Below are 23,615 nucleotides of genomic sequence, written 5' to 3' on the forward strand. Positions count from 1 at the left end.
TTGAAACATAGGTGATATAGTTATACTTTGAACAACGAAAATCAGTACGATTAACATATTTGAACCGAAACTTATGCATTTTATCGATTACATTGTTATTGTAATTTTCTTCATAGGGATCCTGGTAGCAGGTCTTTCCTTTTCCGGATCCGGAAAAAACATGATAAACTATTTTGCAGCCGGAGGCGCTGTTCCATGGTGGATTAGCGGGTTATCACTATTTATGAGTTTTTTTTCGGCCGGAACTTTTGTTGTCTGGGGGTCAATTGCATATACAAATGGATTGGTTGCAATAACCATCCAATGGACAATGGCAATTGCCGGTTTTATTATTGGCGTTTTTATTGCTCCACGTTGGCATAAAGCCAAAGTTTTAACTGCAGCTGAATATATCACACAACGACTGGGAATAAAGGTTCAGAAACTTTATTCCTATTTATTTCTGTTTGTTTCACTTTTTACGACAGGTGCATTTCTTTATCCGGTTGCAAAAATTGTTGAGGTATCAACTGGCTTTCCTTTACACTGGTGTATTATTATTCTTGGATTAATTATAATTCTTTACACAACCGCCGGGGGACTGTGGGCTGTTATAGTAACCGATGTTTTACAGTTTATCATTTTAACCACTGCTGTTCTGGTAATCGTGCCGCTTGCATTTCAAAGAGTAGATGGTATAACTGCATTTATACAGCATTCACCAAACGGTTTTTTTGATTTTTTTAGCGGAGAATATACGCTTGGATTTATCATTGCTTTTGGCTTGTATAATTTGTTTTTTATAAGTGGAAACTGGGCATATGTACAAAGATATACTAGCGTATCCACAAAAAAAGATGCTAAGAAAGTTGGTTATCTTTTTGGTTCGCTGTATTTGATTAGCCCTGTTATTTGGATGCTTCCCCCAATGATCTACCGGGTTTTAAATCCGGGACTGACAGGATTTGGAGATGAAGGTGCGTATCTAATGATGTGTAAGGAAGTGTTACCAATCGGAATGTTAGGATTAATTTTAGGAGCAATGATTTTTGCCACTTCTAGTTCAGTGAACACCACACTAAATATTTCTGCTGGAGTATTCACAAATGATTTATATAAAAACATCAAGCCGAATGTAAGCAACAAACATTTAATGATAGTTGCGCGGTTTGCAACTATTGGATTTGGTTTATTAACTATTGTTGTGGCATTGCTGGTTCAGAATATGGGAGGTATCGTAGAAGTGGTTTTAAGTGTTGCAGCAATAACTGGTGGGGCTTTATACTTACCGCCGTTGTGGTCGTTATTTTCAAAGCGCCAGACAGGTAAGAGTATTCTTACGGCAACATTAACCAGTTTGCTGATAAGTGTTATTTTCAAATTTGCTACTCCCTACCTCTTCGATTTTACACTAACCCGTACTCAGGAAATGACACTGGGTGTTATTGCACCTGTCCTTGTATTGATATTTTTTGAAGTTAAATACCATTTTACCCAAAAAGAAAATCCGGATTTCGAGAAGTATAAAAGAATAAAAGAGAAGCAGTTATTGGAATCTCATCAACAAACTAGTTCCAATTCTCAAAATAGGCACGGAAAGAATGTTATTTCGTTTGGTGTTGCGGGAACGGGAATTTTGATTGTTGGCATTGGTGCATTTGCTGCAACCGGAAGGTGGTTGGTGCTTATTGCAGGGACGCTAATAATAATAACTGGTTTAATAATGATACCCAAAAACAAAAAAACAAAAAAATGATTGTTGAAAAACATAAAAATTCCGTAAGAGAAAAGTTTAAAATAGATTATTCTTCTGATTTAATAATAACTGGTGGAGGACTGTCTGGCACATGTGCTGCAATTGAAGCAGCAAGAGCCGGTGTGAAAGTAATTTTAGTTCAGGATCGTCCTGTCCTGGGAGGTAACTCCTCCAGCGAGGTCCGATTGTGGATTTTAGGTGCGACTTCCCATATGGGGAATAATAATCGCTGGTCGAGGGAAGGTGGAGTTGTGGATGAAATATTAATTGAAAACTTATACAGAAATAAAGAAGGTAATGCAATTATTTTTGACACAATCCTGCTTGAAAAAGTAACCAACGAGTCCAACATCACACTTCTGCTGAATACTGCTGTTTTTGAGGTGGCAAAGAAAGATGAAAATACCATTGAGAGTATAAGGGCTTTTTGCAGCCAGACTTCAATCGAATATGTTTTAAATGCACCATTATTTATTGATTCATCAGGGGATGGAATTATTGGATTTTTGTCCGGATCTCCTTTCCGCATGGGAGCAGAAACCAAAGAAGAATTTGGGGAATTGTTTGCTCCTGATAAAGACTATGGAGAAATGCTGGGACACACCATCTATTTTTACAGTAAAGATGCCGGACATCCTGTTAAATACGTACCTCCTGCCTTTGCATTAAAGGATATAAAAAAAATCCCGCGTTATAAAACCATCGACAGTAAAATGAACGGTTGCCAGTTTTGGTGGTTCGAATATGGTGGGCGTTCTGAGGACACTGTTAAAGAGACAGAGAATATTAAGTGGGAGTTATGGAAAGTCGTTTATGGCGCATGGGATTATATAAAAAACTCCGGCAATTTTCCAGAAGCTAAAAATTTGACTCTTGAATGGGTGGGCACCATTCCAGGAAAACGTGAAAGCCGAAGATTTGAAGGTGATTACATGCTTAAACAACAAGATATTGTTGAACAAAAAGAGTTTAATGATGCTGTTGCCTTTGGTGGCTGGTCGCTTGATTTACATCCCGCCGACGGAGTTTACAGTGATTTGCCAGGTTGCAACCAGTGGCATTCAAAAGGAATATACCAAATACCCTATAGAAGTTTGGTAAGCAAAACGATTAATAACCTTTTTTTTGCTGGAAGAATTATCAGTGCCACCCACGTTGCATTCGCCTCAACCAGGGTTATGGCGACATCAGCACATGGAGCGCAGGCGGCTGCCCTTGCCGCAGCAATTTGTGTTGAAAAAGGAATAGATGCAAAAAAAATTGTGGAGCAAAAATATATGTCCAATTTGCAGAACCGGTTGAATTTGAGGGGGCAAAGTATACCTGGTAAGGCAATTGATTACAGTCTTTTAGAGATTGAAAGACCTGTTGTGAAATCATCAAGTACTTATGAGTTAAAAGAAATGGCTTTCAATGGTGATTGGGTAAGACTTGATGAAGGATTTGCTCAACTATTGCCATTAAAAGCATCGGTGAAATATAAGTTTAAAATATTGGTAAATGCTCTCGTCGAAAGTAAACTTATAATTCAGCTAAGGAAGTCATCAAAAGCAGGTAATTACACGCCCGATGTTGAGCTGGAAAAAATTGAAATGTCACTTGCCAAGGGGAAGCAATTTCTCAATTTTTCCTTTGAGGTTACCCTGGATTCCGACCAATATGCTTTTCTTCTTTTCCAACCAACAACAAACGTTTTGGTAAAAACAAGTGAACAACGTTTAAGTGGAACATTATCGTTGTTTCAGAAAATGAATAAAGCGGTATCCAATTATGGAAAGCAAGAGCCTCCTGAGGGAATAGGAGTAGACTCTTTTGAATTATGGACACCCAAAAGGCGTCCGGATGGAAAAAACCTCGCATTTTCTGTTTCTCCCTCAATTAAGTTGTTTAATGAGAATAACCTAACCAACGGATTTGTCAGACCATATTTGCAGACCAATGCATGGGCGGCCAGTTTGGAAGATAATTCTCCGGAGGTAAAACTGATTTGGAATAAACCACAAAAAATAAAAAAGATTAGATTGTTTTTCGATACAGATTACGATCACCCTCTGGAAAGTGTTTTAATGGGACATCCTGAAGATATAATTCCTTTCTGTATACAGAACTACTCTATTTACGACAAAGATGAAAATCTTCTTTATAAAAAAACAGGTAATTATCAGACCATAAATAATGTGGTATTAGAAACAGAAGTAGAATGCACTGAACTAAAATTCAGGTTGGAACATCCTTCAAAAGATGTACCGGCAGCTCTTTTCGAAATTATATGTTTAAATCATAAACTTAATTAAAATCAAACTTTATGCAAATGAAAAATTTTATGGTGTTTGTCTTTGGTTTATTGTTGTGTACCACAGTTTGGGCTCAGCAAAGGACAATTACAGGTATGGTTTCCGATGAAGGAGGACAGCCCTTACCTGGTGTAAATGTTACTGTAGAAGGAACTACGGTTGGAACAGTAACAGGACCGGATGGTACTTTTACCCTTCAGGTCAATGAAAATATAGCAACTTTATTGGTTTCATTTATTGGTTATAAAACACAGGAGGTGGATATCTCATCGAGTTCAAACATTAATGTTCAGATGGAGCTTGATGCTATTGGAATAGAAGAAGTTGTTGCTGTGGGTTATGGTATTCAGAAAAAGGTAAACCTAACAGGCTCCATTGCCGCAGTGCAAGGTGAAAAACTTTCTGAGAAAAGTGTTGTCCAAACTTCGCAGGCACTGCAAGGAATTGCTGCTGGTGTAACGGTTACATCAGATAACGGCAAACCAGGAAGTGAGGGAACCACGGTTCGTATTCGTGGTATTGGTACATTAAACGACAACGATCCTTTGGTGTTGATCGATGGTGTTGCTTCATCACTCGATGCAATAGACCCGAATGATATCGCTGACATGTCAATTTTAAAAGATGCTGCTTCTGCTGCTATTTATGGGTCTCGTGCTGCTAATGGTGTAATCTTGATAACCACAAGGCGTGGAAAATCAGGCGAAATGGTGGTTAGTTACAACGGCTCTGTTGGTTTTACTACTCCTATTACATATCCCGTAAATGCCAGTGCATGGGACTATATGACTTTGTACGACGAAGCCAACGGTAATGATTTACGTACCGACGACGGAGTGCCCGGAGGTGTCATTTATGGAACTGATAAAATTAATACATGGAAAAATGCCACTGATCGCGATGCTTATCCAAACTCTGATATGTTTAAAGAAACCTATGCAGATAAAGCTGCTCAAACAAAGCATTTTCTCAATTTTTCAATGGGAACAGATAAGTTAAAGTCTAATACATCGATAAATTATACTTATCAGGATGCACATTATCCAAATTCCAATTATAACCGGTATGGTGTTCGTTCAAACAACAGTTATAAAATGAATGATTTTGTTGAGTTTGGCGTTGATTTATCTATACGGAAAACACTGGACCAGGATGCTGCCCACAGTGGTCTTGATCAACTCATGAGACAACCTGCTTTATATCCAACAAGATTTTCAAATGGAGTTTGGGGGTATAATTATAATGGAGATCCTCATGAGATGATGCGGATATTTGAGGGGTTAAATATGAGATATGAAACATGGTACGAAACTTTAGCAAAACTAAGTGCTATCATTACGCCAGTTAGAGGTTTGCGTATAAATTTCTCATATGCACCAAAATTAAATACAGCCGATATTAAAACGGTTAATAAAACAACTAATCTTTATGATTATCAGACGGGAGAGGTTACATATACGCCAACTGGTATGGCAAATATGTCTGAAACAAGAAATACAACCAAAGAAGACGATGTTAATATTCTGATTAATTATGATAAATCTCTAGGAAGTCATGATTTGTCAGTTTTAGGAGGGTTTCAGTATTTAACTAATGATTATAATCATTTAAATGCATATAGGCAAGGTAATGATTTTCAGAAATTTGAAGAATTGAATTCCTATAATCCTGTGGGACAAACCAATGCTGGATATTCAACAGAATGGGCTTTAATGTCCTATTTTGGGCGCGTAAACTATTCCTTCAATAGTAAATATTTATTGGAGGCAAATGTTCGTTACGACGGCTCTTCTCGTTTTGCCAGTGGTTATAAGTGGGGGGTTTTCCCTTCTTTTTCTGCAGGATGGCGTTTCTCCGAAGAAGCTTTTATGGAAAATATTAAATGGTTGGATAATGCAAAACTTCGAGCTTCCTGGGGGGAATTAGGTAATCAGTCGGGACTAGGTAGTAATTATCCTTTTGCACTTACCATAGCAACAGATCAGTACGCGGTTTTTGGTGACCAATTAAATCCTGGTTATGCTCCTGTTGACTATGCATTGAATGATATAACCTGGGAAACAACACGTATGTTGGATTTCGGTATCGATTTTACCATCTTAGGAGGGAAGCTTGATGCCACATTCGATTGGTATAAAAAGGATACTCGTGATATATTGTTAAGCATGCCAATTCCAAGTGTAATGGGGTATGCCAATTCACCAAAACAAAATGCAGGGGCAGTCGAAAATATCGGTTGGGATCTATCTTTATCACACGCAAATACTGTTGGCAAGTTTTATTATAAAATAACTGGAATTTTATCAGATGTCAAAAATAAAATTACGGATATGGGTGGCTTAAATCCACAGGTCGATGGAATATATGTAAAACAGGTTGGCGACCCGATAAATGCATTATATGGTTATCAGGCTGATGGTTTGTTCAGTTCATTCGAGGAAGCCCGGGCATATCCAATTACCCAATGGGGTAAACTGCAAGGGGGGGATATTCGCTACATTGATCAGGATGGTGATGATACAATGACAGGGGATGACCGTTTTGTTATTGGCAATCCGATTCCGCGATGGACTTATTCCCTGAACATAGATGCTGAATACCAAGGATTTGATCTTGCCTTATTCTTCCAAGGGGTTGGAAAACGAGATGGTTATATTTCAGGTTGGTACGCTTATCCTTTTTCAAATGCATCTACTGTACTAGAACAACATCTTGATCGTTGGTATGAAGGAAATCCAAATCCTAATGCTGCTTTTCCTCGTTTGTCAATTAATCAGCATTCAAACAATACCCAACCATCTACTTTCTGGCAAGTTAGTGCTGCTTACTTACGCTTAAAAAATGTTCAATTGGGATATACTCTTCCTGCTTCTTTGTTAAAAGGAAACGCGATATCAAATATTCGTATTTATACCAGTGCTTCCAATCTGTTTACAATAAGTGATTTGCCTATTGGGATGGATCCCGAATCTCCCTTTAGTGTTCAAAGAAGTTATCCTCTAATCTCTACTTACGTATTTGGTGTTCAAGTAAAATTTTAAGAACTAAATTGACGAAATAAAAATTTTATCAAATGAAAAAGAATATATTATATATTGGCTTGATAGCGTTACTGATGGTTACAAGTTGCGAGGAACCAATAGAACTCTATCCGTTGGATGTGCCTTCTGCTGAAACATTCTATACCAACGAGGTTGAAATACAAGGTGGGGTAAATGCCTGCTATTCGTACATTGATGCATACCAGGTTTCATACCTCAATCCTGGATTCAGCTGGGATGCATTATCTGATGTCGTTTATTCCAGGGGGAATTCCTTCACAATTGGATATTTGGGATCTACTTTGGATTATACACACGGATATTTCCAGGGACTGTGGAGAAGAATGTATCAAGGTGTTGGTCGTTGTAACTTAATACTCGAAAAAATTGAAGAGAATAAGGATTTGATAGCGGCTGAAAAAGTCAAACAGTTTCAGGGCGAAGTTTACTTTTTGCGTGCTTTTTATTATTTGCGCTTAACAAATATGTTTGGAGACGTTGTTTATCTTGATGCTCCTGTTAATTCAGTGGAAGAAGCAAGTAACGTTACCCGAACTGCAAGGACTGAAGTTTTGCAGAAAATTTATGCAGACTTTGATATGGCAGCTCAGTTGCTAGCTGGTTCAGAAGTAACAGCATTGGGGCGTGCCACAAGTGGGGCAGCCATGGCATATAAAGCTCGTGCAGCACTGCAAAATAATGATTGGGCAACCGCGGCTACGGCAGCAAAATCAGTAATTGACTCAAAACAATACAGTTTGATGCCAAGCTACGAAACATTGTTTACCGAAGATGTTATAGAAAGTACAGAAAATACAGAACAAATATTTTCTCAAGGTCATTTGGTAGAGGCAGGTACTCAAACTCAATATGTTCGATATACTGCTTCCCGAGCTTTGGGAGGGTGGTCTACAATTGTACCAACACAAAATATGATTGATTCGTATCTTTGTGTCGATGGTATGGATATCAGTGAATCACCATTGTATGATAAATCAAATCCTTACGATAATCGTGATCCTCGCATGCGTTATTCATTGGTACTTCCAGGTGATTTGTGGGGGGATTATATTTACGAAACACGTTTGGATAAGCCTGAGACATTAAACGCCGCTGGTGAAACGGTTACAAATCGAGATAGTTATAACACGACTGAGTTTACATCATTTACAGGTTATTTGATACGTAAATATTTCGAATTTAAATATGTTACAAATAGTGCTCAATGTGAAAATCCTTTTATGCTTTGCCGCTATGCAGAAGTTTTATTAACCTATGCAGAAGCAAAAATTGAATTAGGTGAAATTGATGCCGATTGTTTGGCCGCCATCAATGAAGTTCGTGGACGCAGCGATGTTATGATGCCCGAAGTTACCGCCGGAAGTCAGGATGAAATGAGAAAGATTGTTCGAGCAGAACGTAAAATTGAATTATTTAATGAAAACTTACGTTGGGATGATCTTAAACGTTGGAAACGTGCAGAGGTAGTTTTAAACAGGCCAATTTTAGGACGACCTGTATTGGGCGATTATGAAGGATATCCCGATGTCGAATTCGACGAATATGGAGATCCCGTATATGATGTTGCTTCCTATGTTCCCCACCCATCTACAGATTATCGTGTGGTATTAAACACAAATTTTCAACAGCGTGACTATTTGTGGCCGATACCTGAAACGGAATTAAGTTTAAATCCTGCTTTGGGGCAAAATGATGGATGGTAGAATGTAATTCTTTATTCTAATTATATTAGATAGTTTAGTTTGTTAGTAGAAAGGCTGGTTCCTACAGCCAGCCTTTCTTTAATAAATGTTATACTGAAAAATCATTTGTTTTAAATTCATATAGCTCTGGCATTTTGAAGTTTTAACGACAAGTATTTATCTTATAGGTAATTAAAGAGTAAATGAAATATTGCAACCATAATGAACGAATCAAGCTTACGGAAGAACTACATTTAAATAAAATGAGAAACAAAAGGCACAGAAGGATTTTCCCATCATAACAAACGGTATATTTATTTATTGTCGGGATGCACTTATTTTACCGGAGTTGAGTACTTATTGCTGTCAGACCGAACGATATTCGGGATAATTTTTTCAAAAGAACGTTTAAGTAATAATATAAGATATGAAAATAATATCACTTGTTACGATAATATGCTGTTTCAGTTTGATTTTTGACGCAAATGCACAGACGGAATATCCTCCACGTATTGACGAAGCGAAGGAAATCACTTATAAAACTGTTGACGGGACCAGTTTGAATTTATGGATATTTACTCCGGAAAAACATAAATCAACAAATAGTGCCCCTGCCATTATATTCTTTTTCGGAGGCGGCTGGAACACCGGAAGTCCTACCCAATTTGTAAAACATTGTGAATATCTGTCGGCGAGAGGAATGGTTGCGATAGTTGCCGACTACCGTGTTAAAAGCAGGCATGGTGTCCCTCCTAATGTGTGTGTCTCTGATGCCAAATCAGCAATACGTTGGGTTCGCGAAAATGCGTCGGAATTGGGTGTAGATAGTAACAGATTAGCTGCGGGAGGTGGTTCTGCCGGAGGGCATTTGGCAGCAGCATGTGCCACTTTGCCCAAATTCGATGATGTAAATGAAAACAAATCAATAAGCTCAAAACCTAATGCTCTGGTTCTTTTTAATCCGGCTCTTGTGCTTGCAATAACTGACGATTTTGAAAAAGCCTTGAATGAAAAGATTGGCGGTTTGGTAGAAAGAATGGGGCCAAAACCAGAGGATATGTCGCCTTACCACAACGTGGTTGGCAAATTGCCTCCAACAATTATTTTTCATGGAACTGGTGATAATACCGTACCGTTTATATCAGCAGAATTATTTACTAAAAAGATGCATAAGTTTGGGAATAAATGTACGTTGGTTGCCTATCAGGGAGAGCCACATGGTTTCTTTAATTATGGGAAGAGCTCAAATGCAGTATTCATCGATACCGTAAATAAGATGGATAAATTTTTGGTTTCCTTGGGCTACCTTAAAGCACCACCTAAAACGTTCATTTATAATAATTAAATAAAAATTAAAATCCTGAATGACACGAGTCGAACTAAAATAACATTACAAGATAAATCGATGATTTAAGTGCTCCTGATTGCGAGGCGGATTTATTTATTACAGTTAGCGTGAGTGTAATATTTTGGTTTGTTGAATATTAAATTTGATCTAAATACATACAAATAATTGAAACCAATGAAACCACTACTTTTTATAGTTATATTGTTGATCTTTATTTTTGGATGTTCTTCAACTAAAGAAAAGGATAAAGTCCCTCCCGGTGAATTAAATATTAAATCAATGCTTGAATCTGCGCCGACGGGAGCAAAATTCATTAATGATAGTTCTTTTATTTGGGGCGCCGGATTGGTGAAATCAGCATCTGATCAGAAGTATCATATGTTTTATTCGCGATGGCCTCACAAGTTTGGTTGGTCTGCATGGGTAACCCATTCGGAAATAGCCCATGCTGTTTCTGATTCTCCTTTTGGCCCCTTTAAATTTGTAGATGTTGCCTTGCCTGCTCGCGGAGCCGAATTTTGGGATGGGATGGTAACACACAATCCCAATGTCCACTATTTTAATGGGAAATATTATCTTTATTATATGGGCAATCGCGGAGACGGTATTCCGAGCAATTCAGGAGAGAGTCTTAACTGGACGCACCGAAACAATCAACGTATTGGAGTAGCTGTTGCGGATGATCCAAACGGACCTTGGAAAAGGTTTGACGAACCAGTGATTGACGTTACCAAGGATTCTACAGCGCACGACGCCTTAATGACTTCTAATCCTTCTGTAACACAAATGGCAGATGGTAGGTACCTGGCAGTTTATAAAGCAGTTGGCAAGAAAAAGCCAATGCCTTTTGGTGGACCAGTGGTTCATCTAACTGCCATTGCTGATTCCCCAACCGGACCTTTTGTAAAACAAAATAAACCAATTTTTACGTCTGAAGGTGTAATGTTTCCCGCTGAAGACCCCTATGTGTGGTACCAGGACAACTGCTTATATACTATCATTAAGGATCAACAAGGTTATTTTGCAAACGCAGGACGAAGTTTGGTCTTATTCTACTCACTTGATGGAACAGACTGGAAACTAGCTAACCATCCATTGGTATCCACTTTGGTTTTAAAGTGGAAAGATGGAACCGAACAAGAACTGGAAGCGCTTGAGCGCCCTCAGCTTTACATGGAAAACGGAAAACCTGTTGCATTACTATGTGCAGGTAAGGAACCTTTTGGAAATTCTTTCAATGTTCAGATTCCGATGAAAGAAAAAACGTTAGAAACTTCAATCGACAACTAGTATGTAATTCGGTAATTTTAATTTGAAAGACAAGTAGAATTTTTAAAATTATAATTAGAACAACAAAAATGAATCAAAAATTATGGCATTTAATTCTGTATTACGTCTTATTTTCATTTTTTAACAGTAGCATTTGTCTCGCACAAGATAAATATGCCCCTTATGTCAATCAAGCCGGTTATAACCTGGGAGAATCAAAAAGATTTGTGTGCTATGGAGCACCTGATAATACTCCGTTTAAAATTATTAATATTAAAACCAATCAAGTAGTTTTTGAAGACAAAATGCTGAACAATGAGGGTTGGTTTACTGAATTAAATCCAAGCTCCTCCGGAACGGAGTATGTGGTTGAAGTTGAGGGGTATGGAAAGTCTGTCCCTTTTTGGATTGCAGATCATTTAATGGAAAAAATTTCGTCAAAGCTGGCATACGATTTTTTTGTTGACGTTCGCGGATTTGATAATCTGGATGAATATGACATGACAAAAGTTTACGGTGGAGGGCCATCCCGAGATGGTGGTTTATATGGATTGGAAACAATTTTCGAAATATTGTATTATTCCAGTAATCCTGCACTTTTTGATAATTGGACAACGGAAATGGGAGATGATAAAATAGCTGACCTTATTGAGCTAATTCTGTGGCATGCTGAATTTGCTTATAAATATCACGACTATAACGGGCCGGTTGCCAATCGGCATGGTTCTCTGGGTTACGAAGGTGAACCAAGGATGAACTACGATTATTGGAATTCGCTTGACCAACTGGCGGCTGTTTGTGCTGCATATCATTCATTTTTAAAACCTTTTTTATCCGAAGAGAAATATCAGCTATACAGAAAGGTTTGTTTGGAAAAATGGGAAGAGTACGAACGAAATAAAGTTGTTCGTTATTGGACATATAGTGTTAAATGGGTAGATGCCGGATTTCAGGAGTTTAATGAAATGGGCAATGCTTATGGTCAATCCGTGTTCCGTAATCTATTTATGTATCTATGTGAGAAAAATGAAAAGAAAGGCGATCCCGATAAATTTTTGAAATATGCGCAGGAAAGTGCTCAGGATATTATTGCAAATTGGGACTTTAACAATCCGCGACACATGTGGTGGATTCGTAATGCCGAACACATTACTCCACAGGCTCTTGCATATTTTTTGTTGGTAGCACCGAAAAATGCGCCCGTGGGAACAAAAGAAAAACTGGCTGCCTGGGCTGTTCACATGAAACAAAAAACCAATAATTTCTGGAAATATAGAAAACACAGCGAAACAGAGTGGGCACATGCCAGAACAAAGGAATTAGGCGGAACTCCTGCATTAGGGGGCTCAATGTTTGCGGCAGCTCATATATTGGGCGATCAAAAACTGAGGGACGTGGGGTGGGCACAAGTCGATTTTGTTTTTGGAGTTAATCCTGTTGGCTCTCACCTTAGTAACAAAAGTACTGAACGCTTAAAAATTGGCGGATACTGGGAGGGAATAGAACACGGATGGCCTCAATCGCATCCAGATGGGTATGGAAAATTGGGTTTGGTTCGCGGAACTTTGGATGGTTCCCCTCTTGACAACCAGTTTCCGATTGCCCAAACAGTGGAAGAAGTTGAAGGGAAAAATAATGGGCAGGTTTTTGGAAAAAATGCTTATGCTACAGAAGGCTGGTGTATTTCTAACCGCGGTTGGATGGCAACACTTACATTCTCAACAATAGGAAGTCATAATTTGAGGATTTTTGACAAAGACTATAATAATGAGATATATAATGTAAAATCTGGTGAAAAAATTATTGTTGAACTTAAAGCTGCATTAAACCAGAACTGGGATAAAAAAGATACCGGATGGGTGGAAATTGATGATGGTTTGGGAAATGTAAAAAAACTGACTCTTACTGAGACGGGAGAAAATACAGGCGTGTTTACAACTCAGTTTGAAGTTCCTCAAAATAAAAATTTAAAAATGATAAAAGTAAGATACGGTTATTTAGGATTGGAAAAAGAAGCTGTTGTAAATATATCAAATTAGGAGGTATATATGGGAGTTGGTCTAACTTAATCTGATTCCAGGTTTTTTTCGTTTTGTGAAACTTATTTTGAGCTTTAATGAATCATACATCGAAATACGGTTTTGTCCATTTATATCTTCCTGAAAATCGAAAAGTAAAAGTAACCGAAGTTATTATTTAATTGTAAAAGCAAAATCATGAAATTGTTTATGTCTGTTTTTCTGATTTGTTTTTTTATTCATGCTATCGGGCATGAGAAAGTGATTTTGTTAGAAACCGAATCTTTTCAAAACAGAGGTGGCTGGGCAATCGACCAGCAATTTATGGACGAAATGGGCTCGCCTTTTTTATTGGCTCACGGACTAGGTAATCCGGTTGCTGATGCAGAAACAACTTTCGAAATTCAACAACCAAATAAATATTATGTTTGGGTGCGAACACGGGATTGGGTTGGACCATGGAAAAAGACAGGGGTATCAGAGGCAAAAAAGGCAACAGGTTTTCCCGGAAAATTTAAAGTGTTGATTGATGGCCAAAAACTGGAACCAACTTTTGGCACTGGAAATGCAGAATGGCATTGGCAATCCGGGGGAAGTATTCAATTGAGAAAAGGGAAGCATAGAATTGTACTGCACGATTTAACAGGCTTTGATGGTCGTTGCGATGCCATTTGTATTACAGCGCATAAAAATTTCATGCCTCCTAATTCCTTAAAAGATTTGGAAAAACTTCGCATAAAAGCCAAGGCAATCTCAGAAATTAAAGACCAAGGTGAATTCGATCTAGTGGTAGTTGGAGGAGGAATTGCAGGGATTTGTTCAGCTGTTTCCGGTGCACGTTTAGGACTTAAGGTTGCCCTGGTTCAGAACCGCCCCATATTGGGTGGAAACAATAGTTCGGAGGTTCGGGTGTGGCTGGGTGGAAAAGTAAACTTCAAGCCCTATCCAAAAATTGGAAACGTTGTAAATGAGTTGGAGCAAAAAAACAGAGGCCATTACGGACTTGAAAACAAAGGGAAATTTTATGAAGATGATATGAAGGAAGCACTCTTGAAGAATGAAAAAAATATTTCACTCTTCCTGAACTTTCATGCCAACAAAACAAAAATCCAAAAGGATGAAATAAAAGCAGTCTTTGCCCAAAACATAGAGACTGGCGAACGAATAAAAATTACAGGAAAATATTTTGCCGATTGCACAGGAAATGGATCAATTGGAGCGTTGTCCGGAGCTGAATTCCAAATGACTGAAAAAGGGCACATGGGACGTTGCAACCTCTTTAATTTTATTGAAACCGAAACGGAGCAACCTTTCCCAAAGTGTCCTTGGGCACTCGATTTATCCGACAAACCATTTCCGGGAAGAGGTGATAACAAGGGAGTTTATGGAAATTTAGGTTTGAAGGCAATGGGCTCCTGGTTTTGGGAAAGTGGTTTCGATCGCGATCCGATTTTAGAAGGAGAGTACATTCGCGATTGGAATTTTCGTGCAGCATTTGGTGCCTGGGATTGTCTTAAGAATGTGGACAATCAATACCCAAAACATAGATTTAACTGGATGGCTCACATTTCCGGGCTGCGCGAATCACGCAGATTATTAGGCGATGTTGTGCTTACTTTTGAAGACATTCAAAACGACAAAAAGTACGAAGATGGTTGTGTGCCAACTTCCTGGTCATTGGACTTGCATTTACCATTCGAACCTTATTATAAAGGTTTCGAAGGCGATGGTTTTATCTCTTACGACCACCACGAAAAATACAAAGTACCTTATTGGGTACCCTATCGTTGTTTGTATTCAAAAAATATAAAGAATCTTTTTATGGCAGGTCGTGACATCAGTGTAACGCATGAAGCATTGGGAGTTGTTCGGGTAATGCGCACTGGCGGAATGATGGGCGAAGTGGTTGGAATGGCTGCAAAAATTTGTGTTGAAGAAGAATGTAATCCGAGAGAGGTTTATGAAAAGTACCTTGATATTCTAAAATCCTTTTTATGGGAAGGAATCCCATCGAAATAGATGATATAATTCCTGTTTTTGGGGCTTCAGGTGTAAATAGTAAGAAACAGGATAAATTAAAATTACCAAAGCAAAGAAATAATTTGTATGATACAAAAAAGATTGACCACAATTATCCTACTTCTCATGTTGTGTTTAACAATATTTGCACAGAGGAAGCGACCCAATATTATAGTCATTTTAGCAGATGATATGGGATACTCAGATATTGGGTGCACGGGTTCTGAAATTGAAACACCAAATTTAGATGCATTGGCTGAAAATGGAGTGCTGTTTACAAATTGTTACAACACTTCTCGTTGTTGTCCTACACGTGCCAGTTTGCTCACCGGATTGTATCAGCACCAGGCTGGATATGGCTACATGGACAGCGATTTGGGATACCCGGCATATCAGGGGCGTTTTAGGAATAATGTTGTGACCATAGCTCAGGTCTTACAGAAAAATAATTATCGCACCATTATGCTTGGTAAATGGCATTTAGGGCATGAAAAAGAATATGATCCGCTTGCACGTGGTTTCGACAGGATGTATGGAATTCCCAAAGGGGGAGGTGTTTATTTCTATCCCTGCGTTGGTCGCGACAGACAGGTTTATTTGAATAAAGAACTGGTGACTCCTGATTCTACCTGGTATTCTACAGATGCTTTTACCGACTATGCTATTGAGTTTTCCCGTGAGGCTATAACAGACAACAAGCCTTTTTTTATGTATCTCGCCTATATAGCCCCACATTTCCCCCTACAGGCATGGCCCGGGGATATTAACAAATACCGGGGAAAATATTCCAAAGGTTATGAATTTTATCGCCAACAACGCTTTGAGAAACAAAAAAAACTGGGAATTACTGAAGCAACTACAAAACTTTCGCCACCTGATTATGATGAGTGGGATTCGCTGGAAGACAAGGAAAAAGAAGATTTGAAAATGGCTATTTATGCAGCACAAATAGACCGAATGGATCAAAACATTGGTCGTTTGGTTTCTGTGCTCAAAGAACAAGGCGAACTGGACAATACCATTATCTTATTTTTTTCCGATAACGGCGGAACAGATGCGAATTTAAACGCTTTTCCCGAAGCCGAATTGGGCTCGCGCGACTCCTGGACTGCATATGGCAAAAATTGGGGTAATGTAAGTAATACACCCTATCGGAAATACAAAACATTTACGCATGAAGGTGGTATAATAACACCGTTGATTGTGCATTGGCCGAAGGGAATTAAGTCTGTCGGAAGGTTGTCGCACGAACCAGTACACATTACTGATATTTTCCCAACCATATTGTCACTGACACAGACGCAGTACCCTAAAAGGCTGAAGGGTAAGGAATTGATGCCTTTGGTAGGTGCTGACATCATGCCACTTGTACATGGCGAAAAACAGAAACCGAATAAAACTATGTTTTTCGAACACCAGGGAAATCAGGCCGCCCGGATTGGAAACTGGAAACTTGTTAAGACACATAATCTTAATTGGGAATTATACAATTTAAAAGAGGATCCGACCGAATTAAATAACCTTATCAATAAACAAAAGGTTATAGCTGATTCTTTGAAGAACCAGTTTAATCATTGGGCAGAGCAATGTGGTTTAAAACCCTGGCCTGTAAATAAAAATTGACTCAAATTATAGCAAATATTGGAGGACTTGACGATATGAATATAAATCGAACCAACCGAGTAAACAAACTATTTAAAGGAATCGCCTTTGTTTTTTTGACTGTTGTATTGCAACAATGCACGAGTAACGAAAGACTTATATCGGAAGATGAGGATAACGTAATTATTCGTAACGGTCAAGGAATAGAGTTTGTATTAATCAAAGATGGATTCAGGTATGGTTTTCGAGAGTCAAATGGAACTTTCCTGGTGCCTGCTCATCCGGTTTCCGGACTTTTGGCAGGCTCCCCTGAAAATCTATCTCCGGCTAAGTCTACGAAATATATTGGTGTAAACAATAATATAAATTCTTTTAAAGTAGTTCTTGAAAATAACAAGGAAATTATCCTCCGATTAAAATTGGAGAATAAACAGGCTCGATTTGAACTTGAAAATCCGGATGATAAACCCATTGCAATGGCACTAAGAACAGCAGGAGTTAGCCCGGGATATGGATTAGGTGATGTTTTAACAAATTGGTGGCAAAGACTTCCTGAAAACAAGGGTAAGTTTCAAACAGAAATCACCGGTTTTACAAATAACGATTATAATTCATCAAACGGATATGCCTCGCGCATGGTGAGTAATTTTGCCATTTATCCGATGAATCAGTTTGGATTGATTAATATCGATTCGGGTGCTAAAATAGTAGTAAGTACAAAAGATGAGATAATACAAGGAAGTAGGCATACAAAAAAAATAGCTTCGTTTTACTATTTTTTTGGAAATCCCAGGTCTATTTATTCTGGTTTTCTGACAGCTAGAAATGAGAATGGTTTTCCGGTAATGAAACCAGATTATGAATTTTATGGCGTGGGTTGGGAAGCATGGGGTGCACTTGCCTGGAATACATCTGCGGAAACAGTCAAGGCTGATATAGATCACTACTTAAATCTGGGTTATCCGTTAAAATGGATGGTCATCGGTTCAGGGTTTTGGCCACAAACCGATGAAAAATATAAATCCACAACCAGTTTTGGTATGTGGGACAAGACCAAATATCCCAATCCCAAAGAATTTAAACAATATTTCAAAGAGAAAGGTCTTAAATTTTTTATAGGCTTAAGGATAGCCTTTATTCATAATGGGCCATTTACAAAGGAAGGCCTTGAAAATGGTTATTTTCTGAAAGAAGATGGAGCGGCAAAGGAATATAAAATAGGTTTTCCAAAGGACCTGGTATATCTTCTTGATGTTCACAATGAAGAAGCTGTGAAATGGTATGTAAACTTATGTGACAAATGGCAGGTTGATGGATTTAAGGAAGATGTTTATAGTTATGGTGCTTATTCATTTCCCGATGACAAAATAGATGCGGTCAATGTTGCATTAAAGAAAAAAGGTTATCAAATTATGATTCGGAATTCCTATTTGACTTCTCCCGGTGAATTACATCGAATTGAAGATTTTAATTATGATATGAATCAGGACAGGGGACCTGTTAATTCTCTAACTCTTGCATATAGTGGTTTTCCTCTAACTTATATGGATATAATCGGAGGATTATTTGGTGGTCGCGATTTTGACGGTAAAGTATCATCTGAAATAAAAACCTATCTGATGCGAAATGCCCGTACAGCTGCTTTACATTCCGCGATGTCAATGGGGAAAGGCCCCTGGAATTATAATGACCGGCAGGTTTCAGAAGTAATGCTGGACTGTGCTCTGTTGCATGCACGTTTACATCCATATATTTATAGCAATGCCATAAAATTTTATCACGACGGATATCCTCATACAATGACTCCACTTCCTGTTGCATATCCAAATGATATAAATGTACATGGAAGAGAAAACTACAAAGAAAGAGGCTATCAGTGGATGATTGGAGATGCGCTTTTGGCATATCCGTTATATGGGGACGATTATGAAACCGCCCAAACCAGAAATGTTTATTTGCCGGAAGGTAAATGGATCGACTACGATACGGGAAAGGAATATTATGGGCCGCTGCTACTTAACGATTTTGAAATTTCGGTAGATAAAACCCCTCTGTTTGTAGGAGGGACAGGGATAGTGATTGAAGAAATTGAGGGCGAATTAAAAGGTCGGATATATCCTGTAACCAACAAAACACAAACTGTTTTTTATGGAAAAGATGGAGAAACACAAAGTGAGATTTCTATAGAAAATCCTGATTGGGAGAATTTGGAAATTTTTGATTTAACTGCTGACAAAAAAGTTATTCACGAAAAGATAAGGCATGCCATTCAGTTTGATTTTATTGAAGGGCATAATTACCACATTAAATAAAATAGGAAATGCATCGGAATTGATGTACGAATTTTCAGATGTGAGTACAGAGGAAAAGGTTGAGGGACTTTTATAAACACGGACTTGCGATAACGATAAAAATTGAATTGGTGTACGATAAAGAAAAAAATTACAGTAACAATGAAAACCTTTAAAACAAAGATTATAAAGCAAATACCTTTTATGCTTGTCCTTCTGGCATTTTTTTGGTGTACGCATACTCCGTCACCGGATGCAGATGTCAATAATTTAATCACGGAAAACTGTGAATGGTCAGAGGTTTATTTCAAAGAAACACCTCATTCTGCAAAAACACAGGTGTGGTATCATTGGTTGAATGGAAACCTGACAAAAGAGGGCATTACGACAGACCTTGAATCCATGAAAGCATCAGGGATTGGTGGATTCAGTGTTTTTAATGCAGCCGAGGGAACACCTCCTGGTTCGGTAATTTATTACAGCGATGAATGGTGGAAGATGTTTATTCATACCAAAAAAGAAGCTAAACGATTAGGTTTGGAAATGGGGGTGATGAATGGTCCGGGTTGGTCGGCTTCCGGAGGTCCTTGGAACACACCTGAAAACGCTATGCAAGAGGTCGTATGGACAGAAAAACAGCTTAAAGGACCATTGAAGTTTGATGAAAAACTAAGTATTCCAAAACCCGCATTAGGACTGGAACGTGATATGAAGCGTGATACTATAGTTAATTTACGCTATTATATGCCTCGCGATTATGTAAGGGGCTACTACCACGATATTGCACTACTGGCTTTTCCTACTCCAAAGGGAGAGATAGCAGGTAAACCTTATCGCATCGATGGTTGGTGGGAAAAAGCCGGCTATTCAAAAATGGCGAGATATATAAAAGATAAACGACAGGCTCCACCTGAAGATGTGGTAAAAATGAACGATATGATTGATTTGACTGACAACCTGGATGAGGATGGGAATTTGCAGTGGGATGTGCCTGAAGGTGACTGGACAATATTGCGTGTCGGTTATCAGCCAACAGGGCGTTCAAATCATCCTGCTCCCAAAGGAGGTAAAGGGCTCGAAGTTGATAAAATGTCGGCGGCAGCGGTGGACTTTCATTGGAAAGAATCGGTAAAAAGGATGCTTGTGGCAGGAAAAGAGGGAGAAAAAAGTTCGATAGCATCTGTAACCATTGACAGCTACGAGGCTGGTCATCAGAATTGGACAAAAGGTTTTGAGAACAATTTTAACAAAATGAGGGGGTATGACATTCGCAAATATTTACCTGCAATTACCGGACGAGTGGTTGAAAGTACCGATTTCACAGAAAAATTTTTATGGGATTTTAGAAAAACGGTCAGTGACATGATTATTAAAAATTATTACAAACGTTTTCAGACTTTGGCTCATGATAACGGGGTAAGATTTGTTGCCGAGGGATATGGAAACTTTGGAAATACCAATGATTTTGCTTCGGGTAAATACATAGATATTCCGGCTTCTGAATTTTGGGCAAATAGTTCGAGCAACCTCGGTGGAATTGCCAAATTGTCTTCCTCTTCTGCACACACCTATGGCAGAAAAATAGTAGGTGCCGAAGCATTTACAGGTTCTCCGGGAAAAATATTTGAAACTAACCCCCGCGATATAAAAGCACAGGGAGACTGGTTTTATTGTAAAGGCATTAATCAGTTTTGGTTGCATGGATATGCAAACAGCCCATTCAGACAAGAACCCGGATTGCTTTTGGGATCGTATGGCTCTCTGTTCAATAGACACAATACCTGGTGGAAATATGCCAAACCCTGGTTTGATTATATGGCTCGTTGTCAGTATATGCTTCAAGCAGGGAATCCGAAAAGTGATGTTTTGTACTATGTTGGTGAAGACGCACCTGTTGATCCGGAATTGAGAGAAGATTTGCACCCCTCTGTACCTTATGGTTACGATTACGATTTTTGTAACAGGGATATTCTTGAAGCTGTAAAGGTTAAGGATGGGAAGCTCGTTTTACCTAACGGACTGGAGTATGTAATTCTTGTAGTAATGAATTCAGATCATGCCAGACCGGAAGTTTTAAAAACACTGGAAAAATTAATTAATGAAGGAGCCGTTGTTGTTGCTAATAAACCAACATGTGTTCCCGGCTTGAATAATGCAGATTCAGCCCTTGCTGAACTGCAAATCCTTACTTCCCGAATCTGGGGAAAATCAGATGGTGAAATAAAATATAAGAATAGCTATGGAAAAGGAACGGTTTATGCCTCAGCAAACATTTTGGATGCATGTGCGGATTGTAACCTTTTGCCTGATTTTGATTTTACCCTGGATGATGCCAGGCAATATGAAGGAGCTTTGTTTCCTGGAAATGGTGTTGAGTTTATCCATCGGAGTACTGCTCAAACAGACATGTATTTTGTTAGTAACCAACACAACAGAGCCAAAACTATAAAAGCTAAATTCAGAGTAGCAGATAAATTACCTGAATTATGGGATGCTGAAACCGGTGAGATAATTATAGCGCCTGAATATCAAAAATTGGTAGACGGGCGAATGGAGGTAACATTGAGAATGAAGGAGGCCGGTTCTGTTTTTGTTGTATTTCGCCAAGCTATAAAAGAGGAGAGTGCCAATAATTTCACCCCCGCAAAAAAAGTTGGAGAATACATGTTAACAACACCCTGGAATGTTTCTTTTGATGGTAGTGGGGCTCCGGAACCTTTAATTTTGAGGGAATTAGTAGATCTCGCAAAGTACGATGAGGCGAACGTAAAATATTTTTCGGGAACAATTACTTACGAGAATAAAATAAATATTGATGAATTGAATCAGGGTGAAAAAATGATTTTGGACCTTGGTGAAGTAAATGTGGCAGCCGAAGTATTTGTTAATGGGAAATCAGTAGGAGTACTTTGGAAGCGCCCTTTCGTTATTGATATTACAGGTGCGTTAAAAACAGGGGAAAATGCTCTTAAAATAAATGTGGCCAACCTTTGGGTAAACCGTGTAATTGGAGACCAGGAACTACCAGAAGATTGTGAATGGACCACCAATACTGGCTCTACGGCAAAAGGGATGGGATTAGCTAAGATTCCCGATTGGGTAATTGAAGGAAAAGAGAGTCCCACTGGTCGTAAAGCTTTTGTGGGATGGAAATGGGAACATTTGAAAAACAAAGAATTAGTTCCGTCGGGCTTAATCGGTCCTGTACAATTAATTTCGAAGGTAAAAGTAGAAGTAAGGTAATAATAGTATAGTAAAGAGATATAATCGGTTTAATACGTATGAAAAGTCAATTTTTTATCATCCTATTGTGGATTTTAAGATATTTTGATTTTGAAATGTTGCCAATACCTGAATCAGGTACTAAAAAAAGGGAGACTTTATTTATTCATTTTTTACCAATAAAAACAAACAACAATGAGAACACTTTTTTTAATAAGCATATTTTGTATAGGAATAGTTCAGTTTGCATGTTCGCAGGACAATAATTTGCCCGAAACAAAAGAACGGGAGTTAGTTTGGAAAGACGAGTTTAACTACGCAAACAGAGAAGAATTATTAAAGGTGTGGGAATCTCAGAATGGTCCAAGCGGACATATATTGTGCAGCCGTTGGCCGGAAAATATTGAAGTTGGAAGTGGAACAGTACGACTGGTAAATCGCAAAGAATCGCGAGGTGGACAAGATTGGACTTCTGCCAGTATGTGGACAAGAAAAGATTTCCGCTACGGTTATTTTGAGTGTCGTTACCGCTACGCTTCAGAGACCGGAACAAATAATTCATTCTGGCTGATGACAAGGTCTTCAGCTTCTGAACCGTCAACAGGGAAACGATTTGAAATTGACATAAATGAAGGTCACTATCCCAATGAAGTGAATACAAACATTCATAACTGGTCCGATATAACGGTCAACACAGATGGGAAAAAAACACATCCCTCTTTTCACAAAACGTTTCAGTTTGATCAAACAGATTTTTCGAAAGACTTCCACACATTTGGTCTGGAATGGAATGAGCAGGAATTAATTTACTATTTGGACGGAAAGGAAATCCGTAGAGCGAAAAATGAATTTTGTCATTCTCCTGCTCCTGTTCTGTTAAGTCTGGCCATTATAACATGGGCGGGAGAAGTAAGCGATGAAATAGATGGAACTTACATGGAGATTGATTATGTTAAAATATTTAATAAATAGGTTTGAAACATATTACCGACTGTAAATATAAAACGGGCGTAAATCCGTAATAACCCGAAGGTGCCATTGGAGTAATGTTGAAAATGGCACTAAAAGTAAGA

13 protein-coding genes are annotated in these 23,615 nt (G+C 38.5%); all 13 read left to right on the plus strand.

The annotated features are described in order from the left end of the window. Window positions 1-73: 73 nt before the first annotated feature. The 13 genes from K5G00_RS23845 to K5G00_RS23905 all read left to right on the plus strand — a co-directional run bounded on the left by K5G00_RS23845 (window position 74) and on the right by K5G00_RS23905 (window position 23,514). A complete protein-coding gene (locus tag K5G00_RS23845) occupies window positions 74-1,735 on the plus strand; it encodes a sodium:solute symporter family protein (RefSeq protein WP_238769019.1) in 1,662 nt (553 codons plus the stop codon). Beyond that, the gene (locus K5G00_RS23850; protein ID WP_238769020.1) at window positions 1,732-4,029 is read left to right on the plus strand and encodes an FAD-dependent oxidoreductase; all 2,298 of its coding nucleotides are present in this window, start codon (window positions 1,732-1,734) and stop codon (window positions 4,027-4,029) included. The genes K5G00_RS23845 and K5G00_RS23850 overlap by 4 nt, the downstream gene beginning before the upstream one ends. 17 nt (window positions 4,030-4,046) lie before the next feature. Further along, window positions 4,047-7,070, plus strand: coding sequence for a SusC/RagA family TonB-linked outer membrane protein (locus K5G00_RS23855; RefSeq protein WP_238769021.1), 3,024 nt, complete (start codon window positions 4,047-4,049; stop codon window positions 7,068-7,070). Between the two features lie 32 nt (window positions 7,071-7,102). Beyond that, window positions 7,103-8,794, plus strand: a complete 1,692-nt coding sequence (locus tag K5G00_RS23860) for a RagB/SusD family nutrient uptake outer membrane protein (protein WP_238769022.1) — start codon at window positions 7,103-7,105, stop codon at window positions 8,792-8,794. 406 nt (window positions 8,795-9,200) lie between these two features. Then, complete coding sequence (locus K5G00_RS23865; RefSeq protein WP_238769023.1) at window positions 9,201-10,118, plus strand: alpha/beta hydrolase; 918 nt, start codon at window positions 9,201-9,203, stop codon at window positions 10,116-10,118. A 177-nt stretch (window positions 10,119-10,295) separates the two neighbouring features. Beyond that, a complete protein-coding gene (locus K5G00_RS23870) occupies window positions 10,296-11,411 on the plus strand; it encodes a glycoside hydrolase family protein (RefSeq protein WP_238769024.1) in 1,116 nt (371 codons plus the stop codon). Between the two features lie 68 nt (window positions 11,412-11,479). Then, window positions 11,480-13,429 carry a hypothetical protein gene (locus K5G00_RS23875; protein WP_238769025.1) on the plus strand — a complete coding sequence of 650 codons (1,950 nt, stop codon included), beginning with the start codon at window positions 11,480-11,482 and terminating at the stop codon, window positions 13,427-13,429. Window positions 13,430-13,606: 177 nt separating this feature from the next. Beyond that, window positions 13,607-15,427, plus strand: a complete 1,821-nt coding sequence (locus K5G00_RS23880; protein WP_238769026.1) for an FAD-dependent oxidoreductase — start codon at window positions 13,607-13,609, stop codon at window positions 15,425-15,427. Beyond that, window positions 15,403-15,618 (plus strand): hypothetical protein, encoded by a 216-nt coding sequence (locus tag K5G00_RS23885; RefSeq protein ID WP_238769027.1) that lies wholly within the window; start codon window positions 15,403-15,405, stop codon window positions 15,616-15,618. The genes K5G00_RS23880 and K5G00_RS23885 overlap by 25 nt, the downstream gene beginning before the upstream one ends. Window position 15,619: 1 nt before the next feature. Further along, window positions 15,620-17,050, plus strand: a complete 1,431-nt coding sequence (locus K5G00_RS23890; RefSeq protein WP_238769028.1) for an arylsulfatase — start codon at window positions 15,620-15,622, stop codon at window positions 17,048-17,050. Continuing rightward, window positions 17,047-19,341, plus strand: a complete 2,295-nt coding sequence (locus K5G00_RS23895; RefSeq protein WP_238769029.1) for a glycoside hydrolase family 31 protein — start codon at window positions 17,047-17,049, stop codon at window positions 19,339-19,341. The genes K5G00_RS23890 and K5G00_RS23895 overlap by 4 nt, the downstream gene beginning before the upstream one ends. Window positions 19,342-19,482: 141 nt before the next feature. Next, on the plus strand, window positions 19,483-22,563 hold the full coding sequence (locus tag K5G00_RS23900; RefSeq protein WP_238769030.1) for a glycosyl hydrolase: 3,081 nt from the start codon (window positions 19,483-19,485) through the stop codon (window positions 22,561-22,563). Window positions 22,564-22,737: 174 nt separating this feature from the next. Beyond that, a complete protein-coding gene (locus tag K5G00_RS23905) occupies window positions 22,738-23,514 on the plus strand; it encodes a glycoside hydrolase family 16 protein (RefSeq protein WP_238769031.1) in 777 nt (258 codons plus the stop codon). Window positions 23,515-23,615: the final 101 nt, after the last annotated feature.

The organism is Maribellus maritimus (assembly GCF_022267315.1).
Lineage (GTDB): Bacteria > Bacteroidota > Bacteroidia > Bacteroidales > Prolixibacteraceae > Draconibacterium > Draconibacterium maritimum.